The following is a 15,032-nucleotide window of genomic DNA, read 5'->3' on the forward strand; positions in this document are numbered from 1 at the left end:
GACAAGAAGAAGGAAGCCTGTGACTGACGACGTGCTGCGCCGAGCGCCGCTCTTCTCCGGACTCGACGACGATGCTGCTGGCGCGCTCGACGCGTCGATGTCTCCTGTGACGTTGCGGCGTGGAGAGGTCCTGTTCAACGAGGGCGACGACGGCAACCAGCTCTACGTCGTCATCGACGGCAAGATCAAGCTCGGCCGCACCTCACCTGACGGCCGCGAGAACCTGCTGGCCATCCTCGGCCCGGGGCAGATGTTCGGCGAGCTGTCGTTCTTCGACCCCGGCCCACGTTCGGCCACCGCCACGGCAGTCACCGACGTGGACATCAAGAGCCTGGGGCACGAGGCGCTCAGCCCGGTGCTGCGCGCCCACCCGGACGTCGCGATGGCGCTGCTCAACCAGCTCGCCGGCCGTCTGCGTCGCACCAACGAGGTCGTCGGGGACCTGGTCTTCTCCGACGTTCCGGGCCGGGTGGCCAAGGCCCTGCTCGACCTCGCCTCCCGTTTCGGACGCAAGGCCGACGACGGCGTCCACGTCAACCACGATCTCACCCAGGAGGAGCTGGCCCAGCTGGTCGGCGCCTCCCGCGAGACGGTCAACAAGGCCCTGGCGGACTTCGCCTCGCGCGGCTGGATGCGTCTGGAGCCGCGCAGCGTGGTCATCCAGGACCTCGAGCGTCTGCAGCGCCGCGCGCGCTGACATCAGCGTCCCTTCGCACGCAAGGACCGGGACGGCTGCTGGTGCCCGGCCCACCATTGCCGGGTGACGGCCTCGTGCCCGTGCGTCAGGACTGCTGCAGGTGGTCCAGCTGGGCCCGGACGCTCAGCTCGGCGGCATCCCACAGCACCGGATCAACGTCGGCATAGACCCGCTCGACGACCTCACGTGCCGTGGTGTCGCCGGCGGCCAGGGCGGCCCGCACCTGGTCCAGGCGTTCGTGCCGGTGGTCGATGTACGCATCGACGACGGTCAGCGCCTGCTCGATGACCGGCCCGTGGCCGGGCAGGATCCGCCGCACGACACCCTCCTCGACGAGCTCACGCAACCGGGCCAGCGTGTCCAGGTAGGGCCCGAGGACGCCGTCCGGGTGGGCCACGACCGTCGTGCCCCGACCCAGGATGGTGTCTCCGCTGAGCAGCACCGGCTCGTCGACGAGCCGCAGGCAGGTGGAGTCGCTGGTGTGCCCTGGCGTGGCGACGACCTCCAGCCGCAGACCGTCGACGTCGATCATCTCCCCGTCGACGAGCGGCTCGCCGGAACGACAGAACTCAGGGTCCGTGGCGCGGCTCGGTGCCCCGGTGAGCTCACCGAAGGCGTCGACCGCCTCCGTGTGGTCGAGGTGGCGATGCGTGAACAGCACGAGCCCCACCGGGCCAGCAGCCTCGTGCACGCGGCGCAGGTGCTCATCGTCGGCCGGTCCGGGGTCGACGACGATGCTGCGCTCGGCGCCCGGTTCACGCAGGATCCACGTGTTGGTGCCGTCCAGCGTCATGATGCCGGGGTTGTCCGCACGCACGAGCGTCGTGCGCTCACTGATGGCCTCGGTCATCGGTTCGCTCGCTCACGCTCGCTCAATGCGGTCACGTCCTCGAAAGAGACAAGCGTAGGAACGTGACCGCATGAGGTGTACTGAATCGTCGCTCGCTGGCGCTCGCTCATGACAGGTCCTCCACGGGATTCTCCAGGAACAGCTCACCGTCGACCTCGACGATGCACGGCTCGATGGGCACGATCTCACGACGGCCGGCGGCGTCGAGCAGGCCGTCGACGGCGACCGGCTCGAGCTCACGGCAGGTGACCCAGGTGGGCGGGAGCATGGCTGCCTCGCCGGCACGGACGGCTGCGGTGACGCGCTTCAGGGAGACCCAGGCGGCACGGTCGGCCTCGCCCGGCAGGGAGCCGACCCGCTGGCCCGGTGGCGCGGCCGCCACGAAGAAGCGCGTGTCGTAGCGGCGGGGCTCGAAGGCCGGGGTGATCCAGTGTGACCACGGGCCGAGCAGGTCGGCCCGCAGCACCAGCTGGCGTGCGGCGAACAGCTCGGCGAGGCTCGTCCGGCCTCCCTCCAGGTCCAGCCTGGCCTGCTGGGACCAGTCCTCACCGGTGTCGGCGACGATGGACTGCTCGTCGGGTCCGGCGAGCAGGATGCCCGACTCCTCGAACGTCTCACGGACCGCGGCGACCACGAGCGCCCGGGCGACCTCGACGTCGCAGGAGAACCGTGCGGCCCACCACGACTCCGGCGGGCCGACCCACCCGATGTCCTCGCGGTCGCTCTCCTGCACGCTGCCGCCCGGGAAGACGTACTGACCGGGCGCGAACTCCATGGTGGACTGCCGGCGCAGCAGGTAGGTCTCGACGCCCTCCGGTCCCGCACGCAGCAGGGCGATCGTGGCCGCATCACGCGCCGGCGCCACGGCTCCCTGCGCCGCGGCGGCGCGCTCAGCCAGCGCGGCAGGGACCGGGATCCGCATCAGTCGACCTCGAAGACGATCTCGACCTCGACGGGTGCATCCAACGGCAGGACCGGGACGCCCACGGCGCTGCGCGCATGCTTGCCGGCGTCACCGAACGCCTGCCCGAGCAGCTCGCTGGCACCGTTGGCCACGGCCGGCTGACCGGTGAAGTCCGGCGTGCTCGCGACGAACACGGTGGCCTTGACGACGCGCACCACGCTCTCGAGGTCGGCGACCGTTCGCACGGCGGCGATGGCGTTGAGGGCGCACTGTCTGGCGCAGTCGTGCGCCTCCTCGGCCGAGACCTCGCCGCCGACCTTCCCGGTGAGCAGCAGCTCACCGGCCGCCAGCGGGAGCTGCCCGGCGGTGAAGACGTGCTGCCCCGATCGGACGGCGGGGACGTAGTCGGCCACGGGCGCGGCGACGTCGGGCACCTGGAGCCCCAGGTCGGCCAGCCGCGCCTCGACGGTCATGCGGCCACGTCCTCAGCGGAACCGACGGCGGAGCATGGACGGATCCCAGGATCCTGGTTCACGCCCCCGGGCCGGCGCCGGCTCATGACTGGGCCGGCCGCTTGAAGTAGGCGACGAGGTTCTCGGGGTTCATCCCGGGAACGATCTGGACGAGCTCCCACCCGTCGCGACCGAAGTTGTCGAGGATCTGCTTGGTGTTGTGGACCAGCACCGGCGCGGTCAGGTACTCCCATTGCTGCATGGCACGACTGTAGGGCATCGCCCGAGCCTCACCCCCGGGGTCGGCCGCCAGGCATCGCGGGCGACCGAGACCGGACGTCGCTAGGGTCGGAGAATGACCGAACGGCCACCGCTGCACATCGTGAGCGGCAAGGGCGGCACCGGCAAGACGACGGTGGCGGCGGCCCTCGCGATCGCTCTTGCCGAGGGCGGCCGACGAGTGCTCCTGTGCGAGGTGGAGGGGCGTCAGGGCATCGCGCAGCTCTTCGACGTCCCTCCCCTGCCCTATGAGGAACGTCGCGTCAGCGTCGGCCTGGACGGCGGGGAGGTGTATGCACTGGCCATCGACCCCGAGGCCGCCCTGCTGGAGTACCTGCAGATGTACTACCGGCTCGGCCGCGCCGGCCGCGCCCTCGACCGCTTCGGCATCATCGACTTCGCCACCACGATCGCCCCGGGTGTTCGCGACGTGCTCCTCACCGGCAAGGTCTACGAGGCCGCCGGCCGCACGGGCGACGAGGCCTACGACGCCGTCGTCATGGACGCACCCCCCACCGGGCGCATCACCCGGTTCCTCAACGTCAACGCCGAGGTCGCCGGACTGGCCAAGACCGGACCGATCCGCCGTCAGGCGGACTCGATCATGAGCATGATGCGCGCCGACACCACCCGGGTGCACCTCGTCTCCGTGCTGGAGGAGATGCCGGTGCAGGAGACGCTCGACGGGATGGCCGAGCTGCGCGCCGCCGACCTCCCCGTCGGTCACGTGGTGCTCAACCTGGTGCGGCCGGCCCTGGTCCGCGCCTCCACGCGCGAGATGCTCGAGTCCGACGCACTCGGGCTCGACGACGTCCGTGACTCCCTGACGTCCGCCTCGCTCGACCCCGCCGCAGCCCAGATGCTCATCGACGGCGGGCGGGCGCACCTGGAGCGTCAGGACCTCCAGGCGGCCCAGCGTCAGGTCATCACCGGTGCCGATCGCCCGGTCGTCGAGCTGCCGTACCTGCCTGACGGCATCGACCTCGGCGCGCTGTTCGAGCTCGCCCGAGGCCTGCGCGACGACCTCCTGGCCGCGGCGCCGGACCGGGCAGGGGCGGAGGTCGACTCGTGACCGGGCGCCCGAGCACCAGCCCGGAGGGCCGCCGACCGCGCAGCACCTCCCGCAACCGTGGCACCGGCACCGGTCCGGTCTTCGACGTCGACGCCCTGCTGGCCGACACCGACACGCAGATCATCGTGTGCTGCGGGTCCGGCGGCGTCGGAAAGACGACGGCATCGGCCGCGCTGGCCCTGCGGGCGGCCGAGCAGGGCCGCCGTGTCTGCGTGCTCACGATCGATCCCGCCCGCCGGCTCGCCCAGTCGATGGGCCTGACCGAGCTGGACAACACCCCCCGCCCGGTCTCCGACGTCGACACCTCCGCCGGCGGATCGCTGGAGGCCATGATGCTCGACATGAAGCGCACCTTCGATGAGGTCGTGCAGGCCCACGCATCGCCGGAGAAGGCACGGCAGGTGCTGGCCAACCCGTTCTACGTCGCGCTGTCCAGCTCCTTCGCCGGCACGCAGGAGTACATGGCGATGGAGAAGCTCGGCCAGCTGCACGCCGAGTCCGTCGAGGGCGACCGCCGATGGGACCTCATCGTCGTCGACACGCCACCGTCACGCTCGGCCCTCGACTTCCTCGACGCCCCCGAACGACTCTCCTCGCTGCTGGACGGACGCTTCATCAAGCTGCTGCTGGCGCCGGCCAAGGGACCGGCGCGCCTGCTCAGCGCGGGCTTCGGTGTCGTCACGAGCGCTCTCAACAAGGTGCTCGGCGCCCAGGTCCTGACCGACGTACAGACCTTCGTGGCGGCGTTCGACACGTTGTTCGGAGGGTTCCGCCAGCGGGCCGAGGCGACCTACGCACTGCTGCAGGCGGGCGGGAACGCCTTCATCGTCGTGGCGGCGCCGGAGCCTGACGCGATGCGGGAGGCCGCCTACTTCACCGAACGGCTCGCCGAGGAGCAGATGCCGCTCGCCGGTCTGGTGGTCAACCGGGTCCACGACGTCGGGACGGAGCAGCTCACCGCCGCCGACGCGGAGTCCGGCTCCAGGCGCCTGCGCCGCCGCGCGAAGTCGGCCGACGCCGCGACGGCGGACCTGCTCGACGTCCACGCCGCGCGAGCGCAGGTCGCAGAACGCGAGCGGACGTTGCGCCGGCAGTTCGCGGCTGCGCATCCGAGGGTCGGCGCCGTGGCCGTCCCTGCGCTGAGCTCGGACGTCCACGACCTGGACGGACTGCGCAGCATCGGCGAGCTCCTCGGCGGGGCAGCCGGGTCCTGACGGCTCAGGCAGGCTGCAGGATGCTGCGCCAGGTGGCCACGTTGGGCCGACGACGCAGCAGGGCGCGCCGCTCACGCTCGGTCATACCACCCCACACGCCCCACTCGATGCGGTTGTCGAGCGCTTCGGCGAGACACTCCGCACGCACCGAGCACCCCCCACACATCTGCTTGGCACGGTTCTGCTCGGCACCCTTGACGAAGAGCTCGTCGGACTTGCCGCGGCAAGCGGCTTGGGCCGCCCAGTTCTCGTTCCATTCCATGTCGAACCTCCCGAGAATCCGATCCTGGGACCGGAGGTGTTCGTGGTTGTCCACACAGCGTAGGAACGCCGACGCACCCGCGGCAGACCTCGTCCGGACCAGATCCCACTAGTCCTTCCGGGCCACTTCCGTGGCCCGCTTCATCACCGCCGGCCCGGCGTCGCAGTGTTTCTCAGGAACCACCCGTACCCTTGTGTCATGTCTTGGGACGCCTTCACGGGTCGAGCACGCCGCCTCGCTCAGACCGAGCCGAAGCAGGGATCGAAGGTCTCGATCATCGGGTCGATGGTCGTGCTCGCTGCGGGGATGGGCGTGCTCATCGCGATCCTCGTGGTGCCCACCACGGCGTTCCTCTCGGCCACAGCCACCGATCTGGCCGAGGACGCGATGGACCTGCCGATCGCCCTGGAGGACCAGCCCAACCCACAGACCACCCGACTGCTGGCCGCCGACGGCAGCCTGCTGGCGTACTTCTACCAGGAGAATCGGCAGGACGTCCCGCTCGATGAGATCTCCGAGCACGCCAAGACGGCGATCATGGCGATCGAGGACAACCGCTTCTACGAGCACGGTGCACTCGACCTGGAGGGCACCCTGCGCGCGCTGATCAACAATGCGGCCGGCGGTGAGATCCAGGGCGGTTCGTCGCTCACCCAGCAGCTCGTCAAGCTCTCCCTGGTGCAGCAGGCTGGCACCGAGGAGCAGATGCGGGCCGCCACGGAGGGCTCGCCGGCCCGCAAGGTGCGCGAGCTCAAGCTGGCCATCGACTTCGAGGAGAGGCACTCCAAGGACGAGATCCTCGAGCGCTACCTCAACATCGCCTACTTCGGCGACGGCGCCCACGGCATCTCCGCGGCAGCGCACCACTACTTCTCCAAGGACTCAGCGGACCTGAACATCCGTGAGTCGGCGACCCTCGCCGGGCTGGTGCAGAACCCCGACGAGTTCAACCCCCGCGTGTTCCCCGAGCGCGCCCTGCAGCGCCGCAACACGGTGCTGGCGGTCATGGCCAGACAGGGCAAGATCGACCAAGAGACGGCCGATGAGCTCATGGCCGAGAACCTCAAGCTCGACATCACCCGGTTCCCCAACGGTTGCGTCGAGTCGGTGGCGGCGTTCTCGTGCGACTACATCCGCCAGTTCCTGCTGAACGACGAGAGCCTCGGCGACGACGTCGAGGAGCGCCGCGCACGGTTGGAGCGCGGCGGCCTGACCATCAAGTCCACCGTCGACCTGCGCATGCAGGAGGCCGCCAACAAGGCCGTCCGCAACCGCGTGTCCGCCAAGGACCGCGCGATCGGTTCGCTCGCCATGGTCGAGCCCGGGACGGGCAACGTCCGCGGTGTCGCCCAGTCACGACCGATGGGCACCGACCGCAAGGCAGGCGAGACGTTCCTCAACTTCTCAGTGCCCTCCAAGTACGGCCAGTCCGGTGGTTTCCAGGCCGGATCCACGTTCAAGATCTTCACGGCGGTGGCGGCCCTGAAGGAAGGTCTCGGGGTCGGCAAGACCTACCCGTCGCCGCAGGACATGACCATCCCGGCCGGAACCTTCTTCACCTGTGACGGCAACGGCACCGCTGCCTGGCCGGTCAAGAACTCCACCGGCTCGGGCACGTTCGACATGTATCGCGGCATGCGTCAGTCGGTGAACACGTACTTCGCGCAGCTCGAGCGCGACGCCGGTCTGTGCAACACGGTGCGGGCCGCCGAGGACATGGGCATCACGGTGCCGCCGCAGGACCAGGTCGGCCCGTTCACGCTGGGCGTCACGTCGGTCAGCACGCTGGACATGGCCAATGCGTACGCGACCGTCGGCTCCGGCGGGGTTCGCTGCGAACCGCGTCCGGTCGCGGAGATCCTGGACGTCAACGGCGAGACCGTCAAGAAGTACGACACGGACTGCGAGCGGGTGATGAGCCGGGAGATCGCAGCGCAGATCAACGACATCCTGCGAGGCGTGCAGCAGCCCGGGGGCTTCGGCCACAGCAACGGCACCGCCCTGAACATCGACTCCGCAGCCAAGACCGGTACCACCAACTCCAGCCAGGCGGTCTGGTACACCGGCTACACGCCGGAGCTGTCCACGGCATCGATGATCGCCGGCGCCAACCGACAGGGCCAGCCACAGGGCCTGGTGGGTGTGACGCTGCGCGGCCAGGGCATCAGCTTCTCGCAGGCCGGCGGTTCCTCACTGTCCGGACCGATGTGGAAGGACGCCATGGGGACGATCCAGAACTACCTGGACGGCAAGCGTTTCCAGGATCCGCCGCAGCGAGCTCCCCAGCCGCCGCCAGCCCAGCGCGGTGGTGGCGACGACGATGACGACGACTGACGTCGCGGGCCAACGCCTCAGGCGCCTGGTGCCTGCCTGACCGGACCGCGCGCCGTCGGGCGCCCGGCACGGACCGAGCTGCTCAGGCCTGCCCCAGCTGGCGCTTGACCTCCGCGGCGACGGCGGCTCCGTCGGCCCGCCCCTTGGTGCGTGGTTGCACGATGCCCATGACCTTGCCCATGGCCCGCATGCCTTCGTCGGCGGCACCGGTGCTCTGCACGGCCTCGCTGACGATCTCGGCGATCTGGGCGGCGTCGAGCTGTTCGGGGAGGTACTCGGCGATCATCTCGGCCTCGTGCCGCTCCTTGGCCGCCTGGTCGTCCCGTCCTGCGTCGGCGAAGGCCTGGGCCGCTTCCCGCCGCTTCTTGGACTCCGACGTGAGCACGCCGATGACATCCTCGTCGGTGAGCTCCCTGGCCTCGGTGCCGGCCACCTCGGCGTTGGTGATGGCGGCGATGAGCATGCGCAGCGTCGAGGAGCGGGCCGTATCGCGTGCCTTCATGGATGCCGTGAGGTCGGCTCGGATGCGGTCCTTGAGCTCTGCCATGGCGCCATCCTCTCACCGGGCGTCCTGGGGAGGTGCCACGCACACGGTGGTTCTAGGGTGGAGCGGTGAAGCCGACCACTGCCCTTCCCCTCGGACTGCTGGCCGCTGGCGTCGCCACAGCGGGCTATGCCTTTGCGGAGACGCGTTGGTTCGCACTGCGCCACGCCTCTGTGCCCGTCCTCGCGGCCGGCTCCAGACCCCTGAAGGTCCTCCACCTGTCGGACGCGCACATGCGACCGGCGCAGCAGCGCAAGCAGGGCTGGCTGAGGTCGCTGGCCGAGCTCGAGCCCGACCTCGTCGTCAACACCGGCGACAACCTGGCCCACATGGATGCGGGCGACGCGGTGCTGCGCGCCTACGGCGACCTGCTGGACCTTCCCGGTGTCTTCGTCTTCGGCTCCAACGACTACTTCGCGCCCGTGGCGAAGAACCCTCTGAAGTACCTCACCGGCGGTACCGGGATCTCGGCCGGTGGTGCGTGGGAACGTTCGGCGGACCTGCCCTTCGAGGAGCTGCGGGCCTCGTTCACGGCTCGTGGCTGGCTCGATCTGAACAACCGTCACGACGAGCTCACGGTGGATGGCCGCCGGCTGGCGTTCGCGGGGGTCGACGACCCGCACCTGGGGTACGACCAGCTGGACGACGTCCCGGCGGACTCGTCGGCGGACCTGTCCATCGGTGTCGCGCACGCGCCGTACCTGCGGGTCCTGGACCGGTGGAACGCCTCCGGCCACCCACTGATCCTCGCCGGACACACGCACGGGGGCCAGCTGCGGGTCCCCTTCCACGGTGCCGTGGTCACCAACTGCGACCTGGACCGCAGCCGTGCGCGGGGCCTGCACACGCACCAGGTCCCGGGCCACGAGCCGTCCTGGCTGCACGTCTCAGCAGGCCTCGGAACGTCTCCGTTCGCCCCGGTTCGCTTCGCCTGCCGCCCCGAGGCCACCCTGCTCACCCTGACTGGGATAGACTCTCCGGGGTTGTCCGCCTGAGGGTGGATGCTCCGCCGGGGTGTGGCGCAGCTTGGTAGCGCGCGTCGTTCGGGACGACGAGGCCGCAGGTTCAAATCCTGTCACCCCGACCATTGTGATGTCTCACGACATCGCGGAGGGCCGAACCCAATTGGTGTGGGTTCGGACCTTCGTCATTTCTAGGGCTGATGGACGCCGCTGGCCTTGCTGGCGAGATCATGCTGGCGGAGGGGTTCGACGGCGAGTCTGCGGCGGTGGCGAAGGTCGGACTCGAGGACGGCGAGACACTCAGCCGGTGGTCGGTAACCGCAGGAGCACGCTCAGCGGCCGGCGCGGCGCAGGACGGCGGCAGCACGTCCGTCGGCCACCGTGAGACCGGCGAGCGCGGCGGCCGTCGCCAAGGCCCTGGGGCGCCGGCTCGAGAGGAGCAGTGCAGCGGTGGCACCGTTGGCGACGGTGCGCGCCACCAGCCACGGCCAGCGGGGGCGGCCCCGCAGCAGTCCGGGCGCGATCACCAGGTCCGTGACGCCGATCGCGCGCGCCACCCGCGGATTCTCGATCTCGGCCAGCCGGCCGACCGGGCCGGGCGCCAGGAGCAGCCCCGTGCCGATGACGGCCGTGGCCATCCCGGCGATCTCTCCGGTACGTTGCGCTGCCTCGACGTCCATGGCATGACGCTAGCAAGCAGACCCGGGCCGGGCCCACCGCCACGTGCCGGCACGACGAGGGGGTCGCGGTCACCTGCCTGCGCTCCGTGGCTTGTGACACACTTGAGTGGTGACTGACGACGACCCGACGACGCCCCCGCGCGGGCAGCCGCGCGTCGTCAAGAAGGTGGTCAGGCGCACCGTCGTGCGTCCCGCACCGACGTCTCGTTCGTCGGTATCGCGTACGTCGCGGCCGGTCGGTCCCAAGCCCGAGAAGAGCCCTGACGCGGACTCGACCGCCTCCGTGCCGAAGCGGCCCACAGTCAACCTCGGCAGCGTCCGCCAGACCTCCAAGCAGTGGAGCGCCAAGGGCACGCAGAGTGCTGCGGCGGGCCTCGGCGGGCTCCGGCGTGCCGGCAGCGCCGCTCGCAGGTTCGTCGCGGACCGCTACTGGGACGTCCGCGAGTATCGCCTGCCTCCCCAGCCGCCCCTGCGTTCGGCTGCGGTGGTCGGCCTGCTGCTCGGCCTGCTCGCCGTCGTCGTCGGCTGGCTCTCCGGACTCGTCTTCACCCAGGTGCGCGGCACGTCCTCCGGCGGCGGACTGTGGGGCGGCCTCGTGGTCGTCTCCCTCGCGGTGTTCACCGTCTGGGCCGGGGCACGTCTGCTGCGCACACTCACCGTCGAGAACGCCGGCACCGTCTCGTTGCTCGCGGTCTTCCTGGTCCTCATCGCCATCCTGTTGTTCTTCATCGACCTCGCCTCCGGCCCGTGGGCCTGGCTCGTCGTGCCGCTGCTGGTCTCCGCCAGCTATGCCGTGGCCCTCGTTCTCACCGCACTCGTCACCGCCGACGTCGAGGAGACGGCGTGAGCGACGTCCTGTGGCGGCCGAGTGCTGACGCGCGCCCACGCATGAGCGAGTTCGCGGCCGAGGCAGTCACCCGCGGAGCGCCCCAGAGCGGCACCTACGACGACCTGTGGCGGTGGTCCGTGCAGGACCTCGACGGCTTCTGGAGCGCCGTCTGGGAGCACTTCGACGTCCCGCACGACGGCAGTGCCACACCAGCGCTCGCCGACGCATCGATGCCCGGCGCGCGGTGGTTCCCGAACGTGCGGCTCAACTACGCCGAGGCGATGCTGCGCCTGCCCGGCCGCGCCGACGACGACGTCGTCGTGCTGTCCCGCTCACAGACCCGCGACGACGTCGCCGTCACGGCGGCCGAGCTGCGCGACGCCGTGGCTCGGGCCCGCGCGGGCCTCGTGCGGCACGGCGTCGGCCGGGGCGACCGGGTGGCTGCGTACTCCCCCAACATCGCCGAGACGCTCGTGCTGCTGCTCGCCACGGCGAGCCTCGGGGCGGTCTTCAGCTCGTGCGCCCCGGAGTTCGGCGTGCAGAGCGTCGTGGACCGTTGGCAGCAGACCGAGCCGACGCTCGTGCTCGCCGTCGACGGCTACCGCTACGGCGACAAGGACGTCCCCCGACGCGACGAGGTCGTGCAGATCGTCGAGGCGCTGCCCAGCGTCAGGACCCTCGTGTGGCTGCCCTACCTCCACCCGGACGGCGCAGCGCCCGATCACGCCGGTGGGGCCGAGGTGACGACGTGGGCGGAGCTGCTGGCCGAGCCCGGGCCGCTGGAGTTCGAGCGGCTGCCGTTCGACCATCCGCTCTACGTCCTCTACTCCTCCGGAACCACCGGCCTGCCCAAGCCCATCGTGCACGGGCACGGCGGCATCACGGTGGAGCACTTCAAGAGCCTGGGACTGCACCACGACTTCGGTCCCGACGACGTGTTCTTCTGGTTCTCCACCACCGGCTGGATGATGTGGAACCTGCTCGTCTCCGGCCTCCTGGTGGGCTCCACCGTCGTCCTTGTCGACGGCAATCCCGCCCACCCCGACCTTGCAGCCTTGTGGCGGATGGTCGAGGAGCTCGACATCACCTACTTCGGCACGAGTGCGCCGTTCCTGCTGCAGTGCCGCAAGGAAGGTCTGGTCCCCCGTGAGGTCGCCGACCTCTCCGGCCTGCGTGGCGTCGGCTCCACGGGGGCGCCGCTTCCCGCGGAGGGCTTCCGCTGGGTCTACGAGGCCGTCGGCGACGTGCACCTGCAGTCCGTCTCCGGTGGCACCGACACCTGTGCCGCGTTCGTGGGCGCCTCCCCCCTGGTGCCCGTCTACGCCGGGGAGATCTCCTGCCGCAGCCTGGGCTGCGCCGTCGAGGCCTGGGACGAGGACGGCCGTCCCGTCACCGGTGGGCTCGGCGAGCTCGTCATCACCGCGCCGATGCCGTCCATGCCGGTCGGTTTCTGGGGCGATGACGACGGATCCCGCTTCCGCTCGGCCTACTTCGAGGACTTCCCGGGCGTGTGGCGCCACGGCGACTGGATCACCTTCACCGAGCGCGGCTCGTGCGTCATCACCGGGCGCAGCGACGCGACGCTCAACCGCGGCGGCGTCCGCCTGGGCACGGCTGAGTTCTACACCGTCGTCGAGGCCCTGCCGGAGGTCGCGGACAGCCTGGTGGTGCACCTGGAGGACGATGAAGGCGGGGCCGGCACGCTCCTGCTGTTCGTCGCGCTGCGCGACCCGGAGGCCGACGTCGACGCACTGCGCCGCAGGATCGCCGGCGAGCTGCGCACCCGGCTCTCGCCCCGCCACGTGCCCGATGAGCTGCATGTCGTGCCGGCGGTGCCACGCACCCTCTCGGGCAAGAAGCTCGAGGTGCCGGTCAAGAAGATCCTGCAAGGCGTCCCGGTCGATCAGGCCGTTGCCAAGGGCGCCCTGGCTGATCCGTCGGCGCTCGACACGTACGTCGCCCTGCGCCGCTGACCGTCGCAGCGCGCGGGCCACTTCGGCGAACCGGCCCACAGGTCGTCGCGGCGGTAGTACGTTGCGGTCGTGGCCCTGTTCGTCCTCGCCTCCTGGCTCGTCACCGTCGTGGTGGGCCTGGTCGCGCTGCTGCAGTGGCGTCGGCGAGCCGCCTGGTCGCGATTGCCGACCAGGCTCGTGACGCTGCACGCCGCCGCTGCGGTGGCAGGCACCGCTGTGTGGACCGTGCACGTCGGCACCGGATCACTCGTGGCCGCGTGGACCTGCTTCGTGGTCGCCAACGTGACCAACGGCCTGGGCGATGCCGTCCTGACCCGCCGGTACCGGATGCGCACGGCCGCGCGCGGCTCGGTGCCGCACGACTACGGACGAGCAGTCCTGGAGATCGTGCGGGGCCGTCGGCCGAACGTCGCGCTCCTGCACGCCCTCGTGGGCGCCGTCACCTACTTCTCGACGCTGGTGGCGTGCGTCCTCGCCACCTGGTAGGCAGTCGACGGAAGGTGAGAGCATCCGGCCACGGGCCGGTCTCGCTGACCCAGGTCGCCACGACGTTTCCGGTGTGCTCCCAGCCGCGGTGCCGGTAGAGCGCCTGGGCGGCGGTGTTGTGCTCCACGACGTCGAGCGTCAGCGTGTGCCCCAGGGCGTCGGCCCAGGACTCCACCACGTCCAGCAGGGCCGAACCGGCACCGGTCCCGCGGGCGTCCGTGGCGACGAAGAACCGCGTCAGCTGCAGGTCCTTCGCCACGGCGATATGCCCGATCACTCGACCATCCAGCTCGGCCACCCAGGCGTCTTCGATGCCGTCGTAGAGCCAGTGGGACGTGAGGTGGACTCGATGGAGCGGGTAGCCGTCCTGCTCGTGCACCGGCTCCAGGGCAGCCAGCAGACCGGCCGCGTCGCCGGCGGCACGGCGCCGCACGAGGACGCCCACGTCAGCGGACGAGTAGCTCAGCGATCTGGACGGTGTTGAGTGCCGCGCCCTTGCGCAGGTTGTCGCCGCTGACGAACAGGACGAGGCCCTTGCCCTCTGGCGCGCTCTGGTCGGCACGGATGCGTCCGACCAGGCTCGAGTCGTCGCCCGCAGCGCGCAGCGGCGTAGGCACGTCGGCGAGCTCGACGCCCGGCGCCTGCCCCAACAGCTTGGCCGCCTGCTCCGGGGACAGGTCCCGCTCGAACTCCGCGTGGATGCTCAACGAGTGGCCGGTGAAGACCGGGACGCGGACGCATGTGCCCGCAACCCGCAGCTCGGGCAGCTCGAGGATCTTGCGGGTCTCGTGACGGAGCTTCTGCTCCTCGTCGGTCTCCCCGCTGTCGTCGTCGACGATGCTGCCGGCCATCGGCAGCACGTTGAACGCGATGGGCGCGACATAGGTGGACGGCTCGGGAAAGTCCAAGGCACCGCCGTCGAGCACCAGCTCGTCGGCGCGCTCCACCACGGCTTGGGCCTGACCGTGCAGCTCACGCACGCCGGCCAGGCCCGACCCCGAGACGGCCTGGTAGGTGGAGACGACCAGCCGAACCAGGGAGGCCTCGTCGTGCAGCGGCTTCAGCACCGGCATCGCGGCCATCGTGGTGCAGTTGGGGTTGGCGATGATGCCGCGACCGCCGGGGCCCTCGGCGCCTGAGGCGGGGGCGGGGATCGCGTGCGGGTTGACCTCGCTGACCACGAGCGGGATCGCCGGGTCCTTGCGGAAGGCCGAGGAGTTGTCGATGACCGTCACCCCGGCGTCGGCGAAGCGCTGCGCCTGGGCCCGTGAGGTGGTGGCCCCCGCGGAGAACAGGGCGATGTCCAGGCCGGACGGGTCGGCGGTGGCGGCGTCCTCGACGACGACCTGCCGCCCGGCGAACTCCAGCGTGCGGCCCGCCGAGCGTGCCGAGGCGAAGAACCGGACGTCGTCGGCCGGGAAGCTCCGCTCCTCGAGCAGGGCGCGCATGACCTCGCCCACCTGTCCGGTGGCACCGACGATGCCGAGCGAGATG

At 70.7% G+C, this 15,032-nt stretch carries 17 protein-coding genes and 1 tRNA gene; 9 read left to right on the forward strand and 9 right to left on the reverse strand.

All coding sequences use genetic code 11. The annotated features are described in order from the left end of the window. The first annotated feature begins 19 nt into the window (after positions 1 to 19). The gene (locus ACEVFP_RS18665; RefSeq protein WP_375001030.1) at positions 20 to 697 is read left to right on the forward strand and encodes a Crp/Fnr family transcriptional regulator; all 678 of its coding nucleotides are present in this window, start codon (positions 20 to 22) and stop codon (positions 695 to 697) included. 85 nt (positions 698 to 782) lie between these two features. Here the strand turns inward: ACEVFP_RS18665 and ACEVFP_RS18670 are convergent, their stop codons facing one another. The 4 genes from ACEVFP_RS18670 to ACEVFP_RS18685 form a co-directional block, all read right to left on the reverse strand. Continuing rightward, positions 783 to 1,547: an MBL fold metallo-hydrolase gene (locus tag ACEVFP_RS18670; protein ID WP_375001031.1), complete on the reverse strand. Its 765-nt coding sequence runs from the start codon at positions 1,545 to 1,547 to the stop codon at positions 783 to 785. A 106-nt stretch (positions 1,548 to 1,653) separates the two neighbouring features. Further along, positions 1,654 to 2,469 (reverse strand): NUDIX hydrolase, encoded by an 816-nt coding sequence (locus tag ACEVFP_RS18675; protein WP_375001032.1) that lies wholly within the window; start codon positions 2,467 to 2,469, stop codon positions 1,654 to 1,656. Next, positions 2,469 to 2,924 carry a RidA family protein gene (locus ACEVFP_RS18680; protein ID WP_375001033.1) on the reverse strand — a complete coding sequence of 152 codons (456 nt, stop codon included), beginning with the start codon at positions 2,922 to 2,924 and terminating at the stop codon, positions 2,469 to 2,471. The genes ACEVFP_RS18675 and ACEVFP_RS18680 overlap by 1 nt, the downstream gene beginning before the upstream one ends. An 82-nt stretch (positions 2,925 to 3,006) precedes the next feature. Beyond that, entirely contained in the window at positions 3,007 to 3,165 is a 159-nt protein-coding gene (locus ACEVFP_RS18685) for a DUF4177 domain-containing protein (RefSeq protein WP_375001034.1), read from the reverse strand. A 93-nt stretch (positions 3,166 to 3,258) separates the two neighbouring features. Between ACEVFP_RS18685 and ACEVFP_RS18690 the strand changes: the two genes are divergently transcribed. Continuing rightward, positions 3,259 to 4,254: an ArsA-related P-loop ATPase gene (locus tag ACEVFP_RS18690; protein WP_375001035.1), complete on the forward strand. Its 996-nt coding sequence runs from the start codon at positions 3,259 to 3,261 to the stop codon at positions 4,252 to 4,254. Positions 4,255 to 4,349: 95 nt separating this feature from the next. After that, positions 4,350 to 5,468, forward strand: a complete 1,119-nt coding sequence (locus ACEVFP_RS18695; protein ID WP_375003865.1) for an ArsA family ATPase — start codon at positions 4,350 to 4,352, stop codon at positions 5,466 to 5,468. Between the two features lie 4 nt (positions 5,469 to 5,472). Here the strand turns inward: ACEVFP_RS18695 and ACEVFP_RS18700 are convergent, their stop codons facing one another. Next, a complete protein-coding gene (locus ACEVFP_RS18700; protein WP_375001036.1) occupies positions 5,473 to 5,730 on the reverse strand; it encodes a WhiB family transcriptional regulator in 258 nt (85 codons plus the stop codon). A 198-nt stretch (positions 5,731 to 5,928) separates the two neighbouring features. Here ACEVFP_RS18700 and ACEVFP_RS18705 point away from each other — a divergent pair, with 198 nt between their 5' ends. Beyond that, positions 5,929 to 8,064: a transglycosylase domain-containing protein gene (locus ACEVFP_RS18705; RefSeq protein WP_375001037.1), complete on the forward strand. Its 2,136-nt coding sequence runs from the start codon at positions 5,929 to 5,931 to the stop codon at positions 8,062 to 8,064. A gap of 82 nt (positions 8,065 to 8,146) precedes the next feature. Here ACEVFP_RS18705 and ACEVFP_RS18710 read toward each other — a convergent pair whose 3' ends face one another. Next, entirely contained in the window at positions 8,147 to 8,611 is a 465-nt protein-coding gene (locus tag ACEVFP_RS18710; RefSeq protein ID WP_375001038.1) for a GatB/YqeY domain-containing protein, read from the reverse strand. Positions 8,612 to 8,676: 65 nt separating this feature from the next. Between ACEVFP_RS18710 and ACEVFP_RS18715 the strand changes: the two genes are divergently transcribed. Together ACEVFP_RS18715 and ACEVFP_RS18720 are read left to right on the forward strand one after the other, a co-directional pair. Continuing rightward, positions 8,677 to 9,603, forward strand: coding sequence for a metallophosphoesterase (locus tag ACEVFP_RS18715; protein WP_375001039.1), 927 nt, complete (start codon positions 8,677 to 8,679; stop codon positions 9,601 to 9,603). 15 nt (positions 9,604 to 9,618) lie between these two features. Further along, positions 9,619 to 9,695, forward strand: a tRNA-Pro gene (locus tag ACEVFP_RS18720). Positions 9,696 to 9,902: 207 nt separating this feature from the next. Here the strand turns inward: ACEVFP_RS18720 and ACEVFP_RS18725 are convergent. Further along, positions 9,903 to 10,250, reverse strand: a complete 348-nt coding sequence (locus ACEVFP_RS18725) for a hypothetical protein (protein WP_375001040.1) — start codon at positions 10,248 to 10,250, stop codon at positions 9,903 to 9,905. A 109-nt stretch (positions 10,251 to 10,359) separates the two neighbouring features. Between ACEVFP_RS18725 and ACEVFP_RS18730 the strand changes: the two genes are divergently transcribed. The 3 genes from ACEVFP_RS18730 (at position 10,360) to ACEVFP_RS18740 (ending at position 13,538) form a co-directional block, all read left to right on the forward strand. Then, positions 10,360 to 11,097 carry a hypothetical protein gene (locus ACEVFP_RS18730; protein ID WP_375001041.1) on the forward strand — a complete coding sequence of 246 codons (738 nt, stop codon included), beginning with the start codon at positions 10,360 to 10,362 and terminating at the stop codon, positions 11,095 to 11,097. Continuing rightward, the gene (locus ACEVFP_RS18735; protein WP_375001042.1) at positions 11,094 to 13,052 is read left to right on the forward strand and encodes an acetoacetate--CoA ligase; all 1,959 of its coding nucleotides are present in this window, start codon (positions 11,094 to 11,096) and stop codon (positions 13,050 to 13,052) included. Before ACEVFP_RS18730 ends, ACEVFP_RS18735 begins: the two co-directional genes overlap by 4 nt. Positions 13,053 to 13,121: 69 nt before the next feature. Next, a complete protein-coding gene (locus ACEVFP_RS18740; protein WP_375001043.1) occupies positions 13,122 to 13,538 on the forward strand; it encodes a hypothetical protein in 417 nt (138 codons plus the stop codon). Here the strand turns inward: ACEVFP_RS18740 and ACEVFP_RS18745 are convergent. Beyond that, the gene (locus ACEVFP_RS18745; protein WP_375001044.1) at positions 13,492 to 13,983 is read right to left on the reverse strand and encodes a GNAT family N-acetyltransferase; all 492 of its coding nucleotides are present in this window, start codon (positions 13,981 to 13,983) and stop codon (positions 13,492 to 13,494) included. The two genes, ACEVFP_RS18740 and ACEVFP_RS18745, sit on opposite strands and share 47 nt — an antisense overlap. Before the next feature lies 1 nt (position 13,984). Then, positions 13,985 to 15,031, reverse strand: a complete 1,047-nt coding sequence (locus ACEVFP_RS18750) for an aspartate-semialdehyde dehydrogenase (RefSeq protein WP_375003867.1) — start codon at positions 15,029 to 15,031, stop codon at positions 13,985 to 13,987. Position 15,032 lies beyond the last annotated feature (1 nt).

Origin of the sequence: Aeromicrobium sp. CTD01-1L150, assembly GCF_041951745.1 — a bacterium.
In the GTDB taxonomy this organism is placed as follows: Bacteria; Actinomycetota; Actinomycetes; order Propionibacteriales; family Nocardioidaceae; genus Aeromicrobium.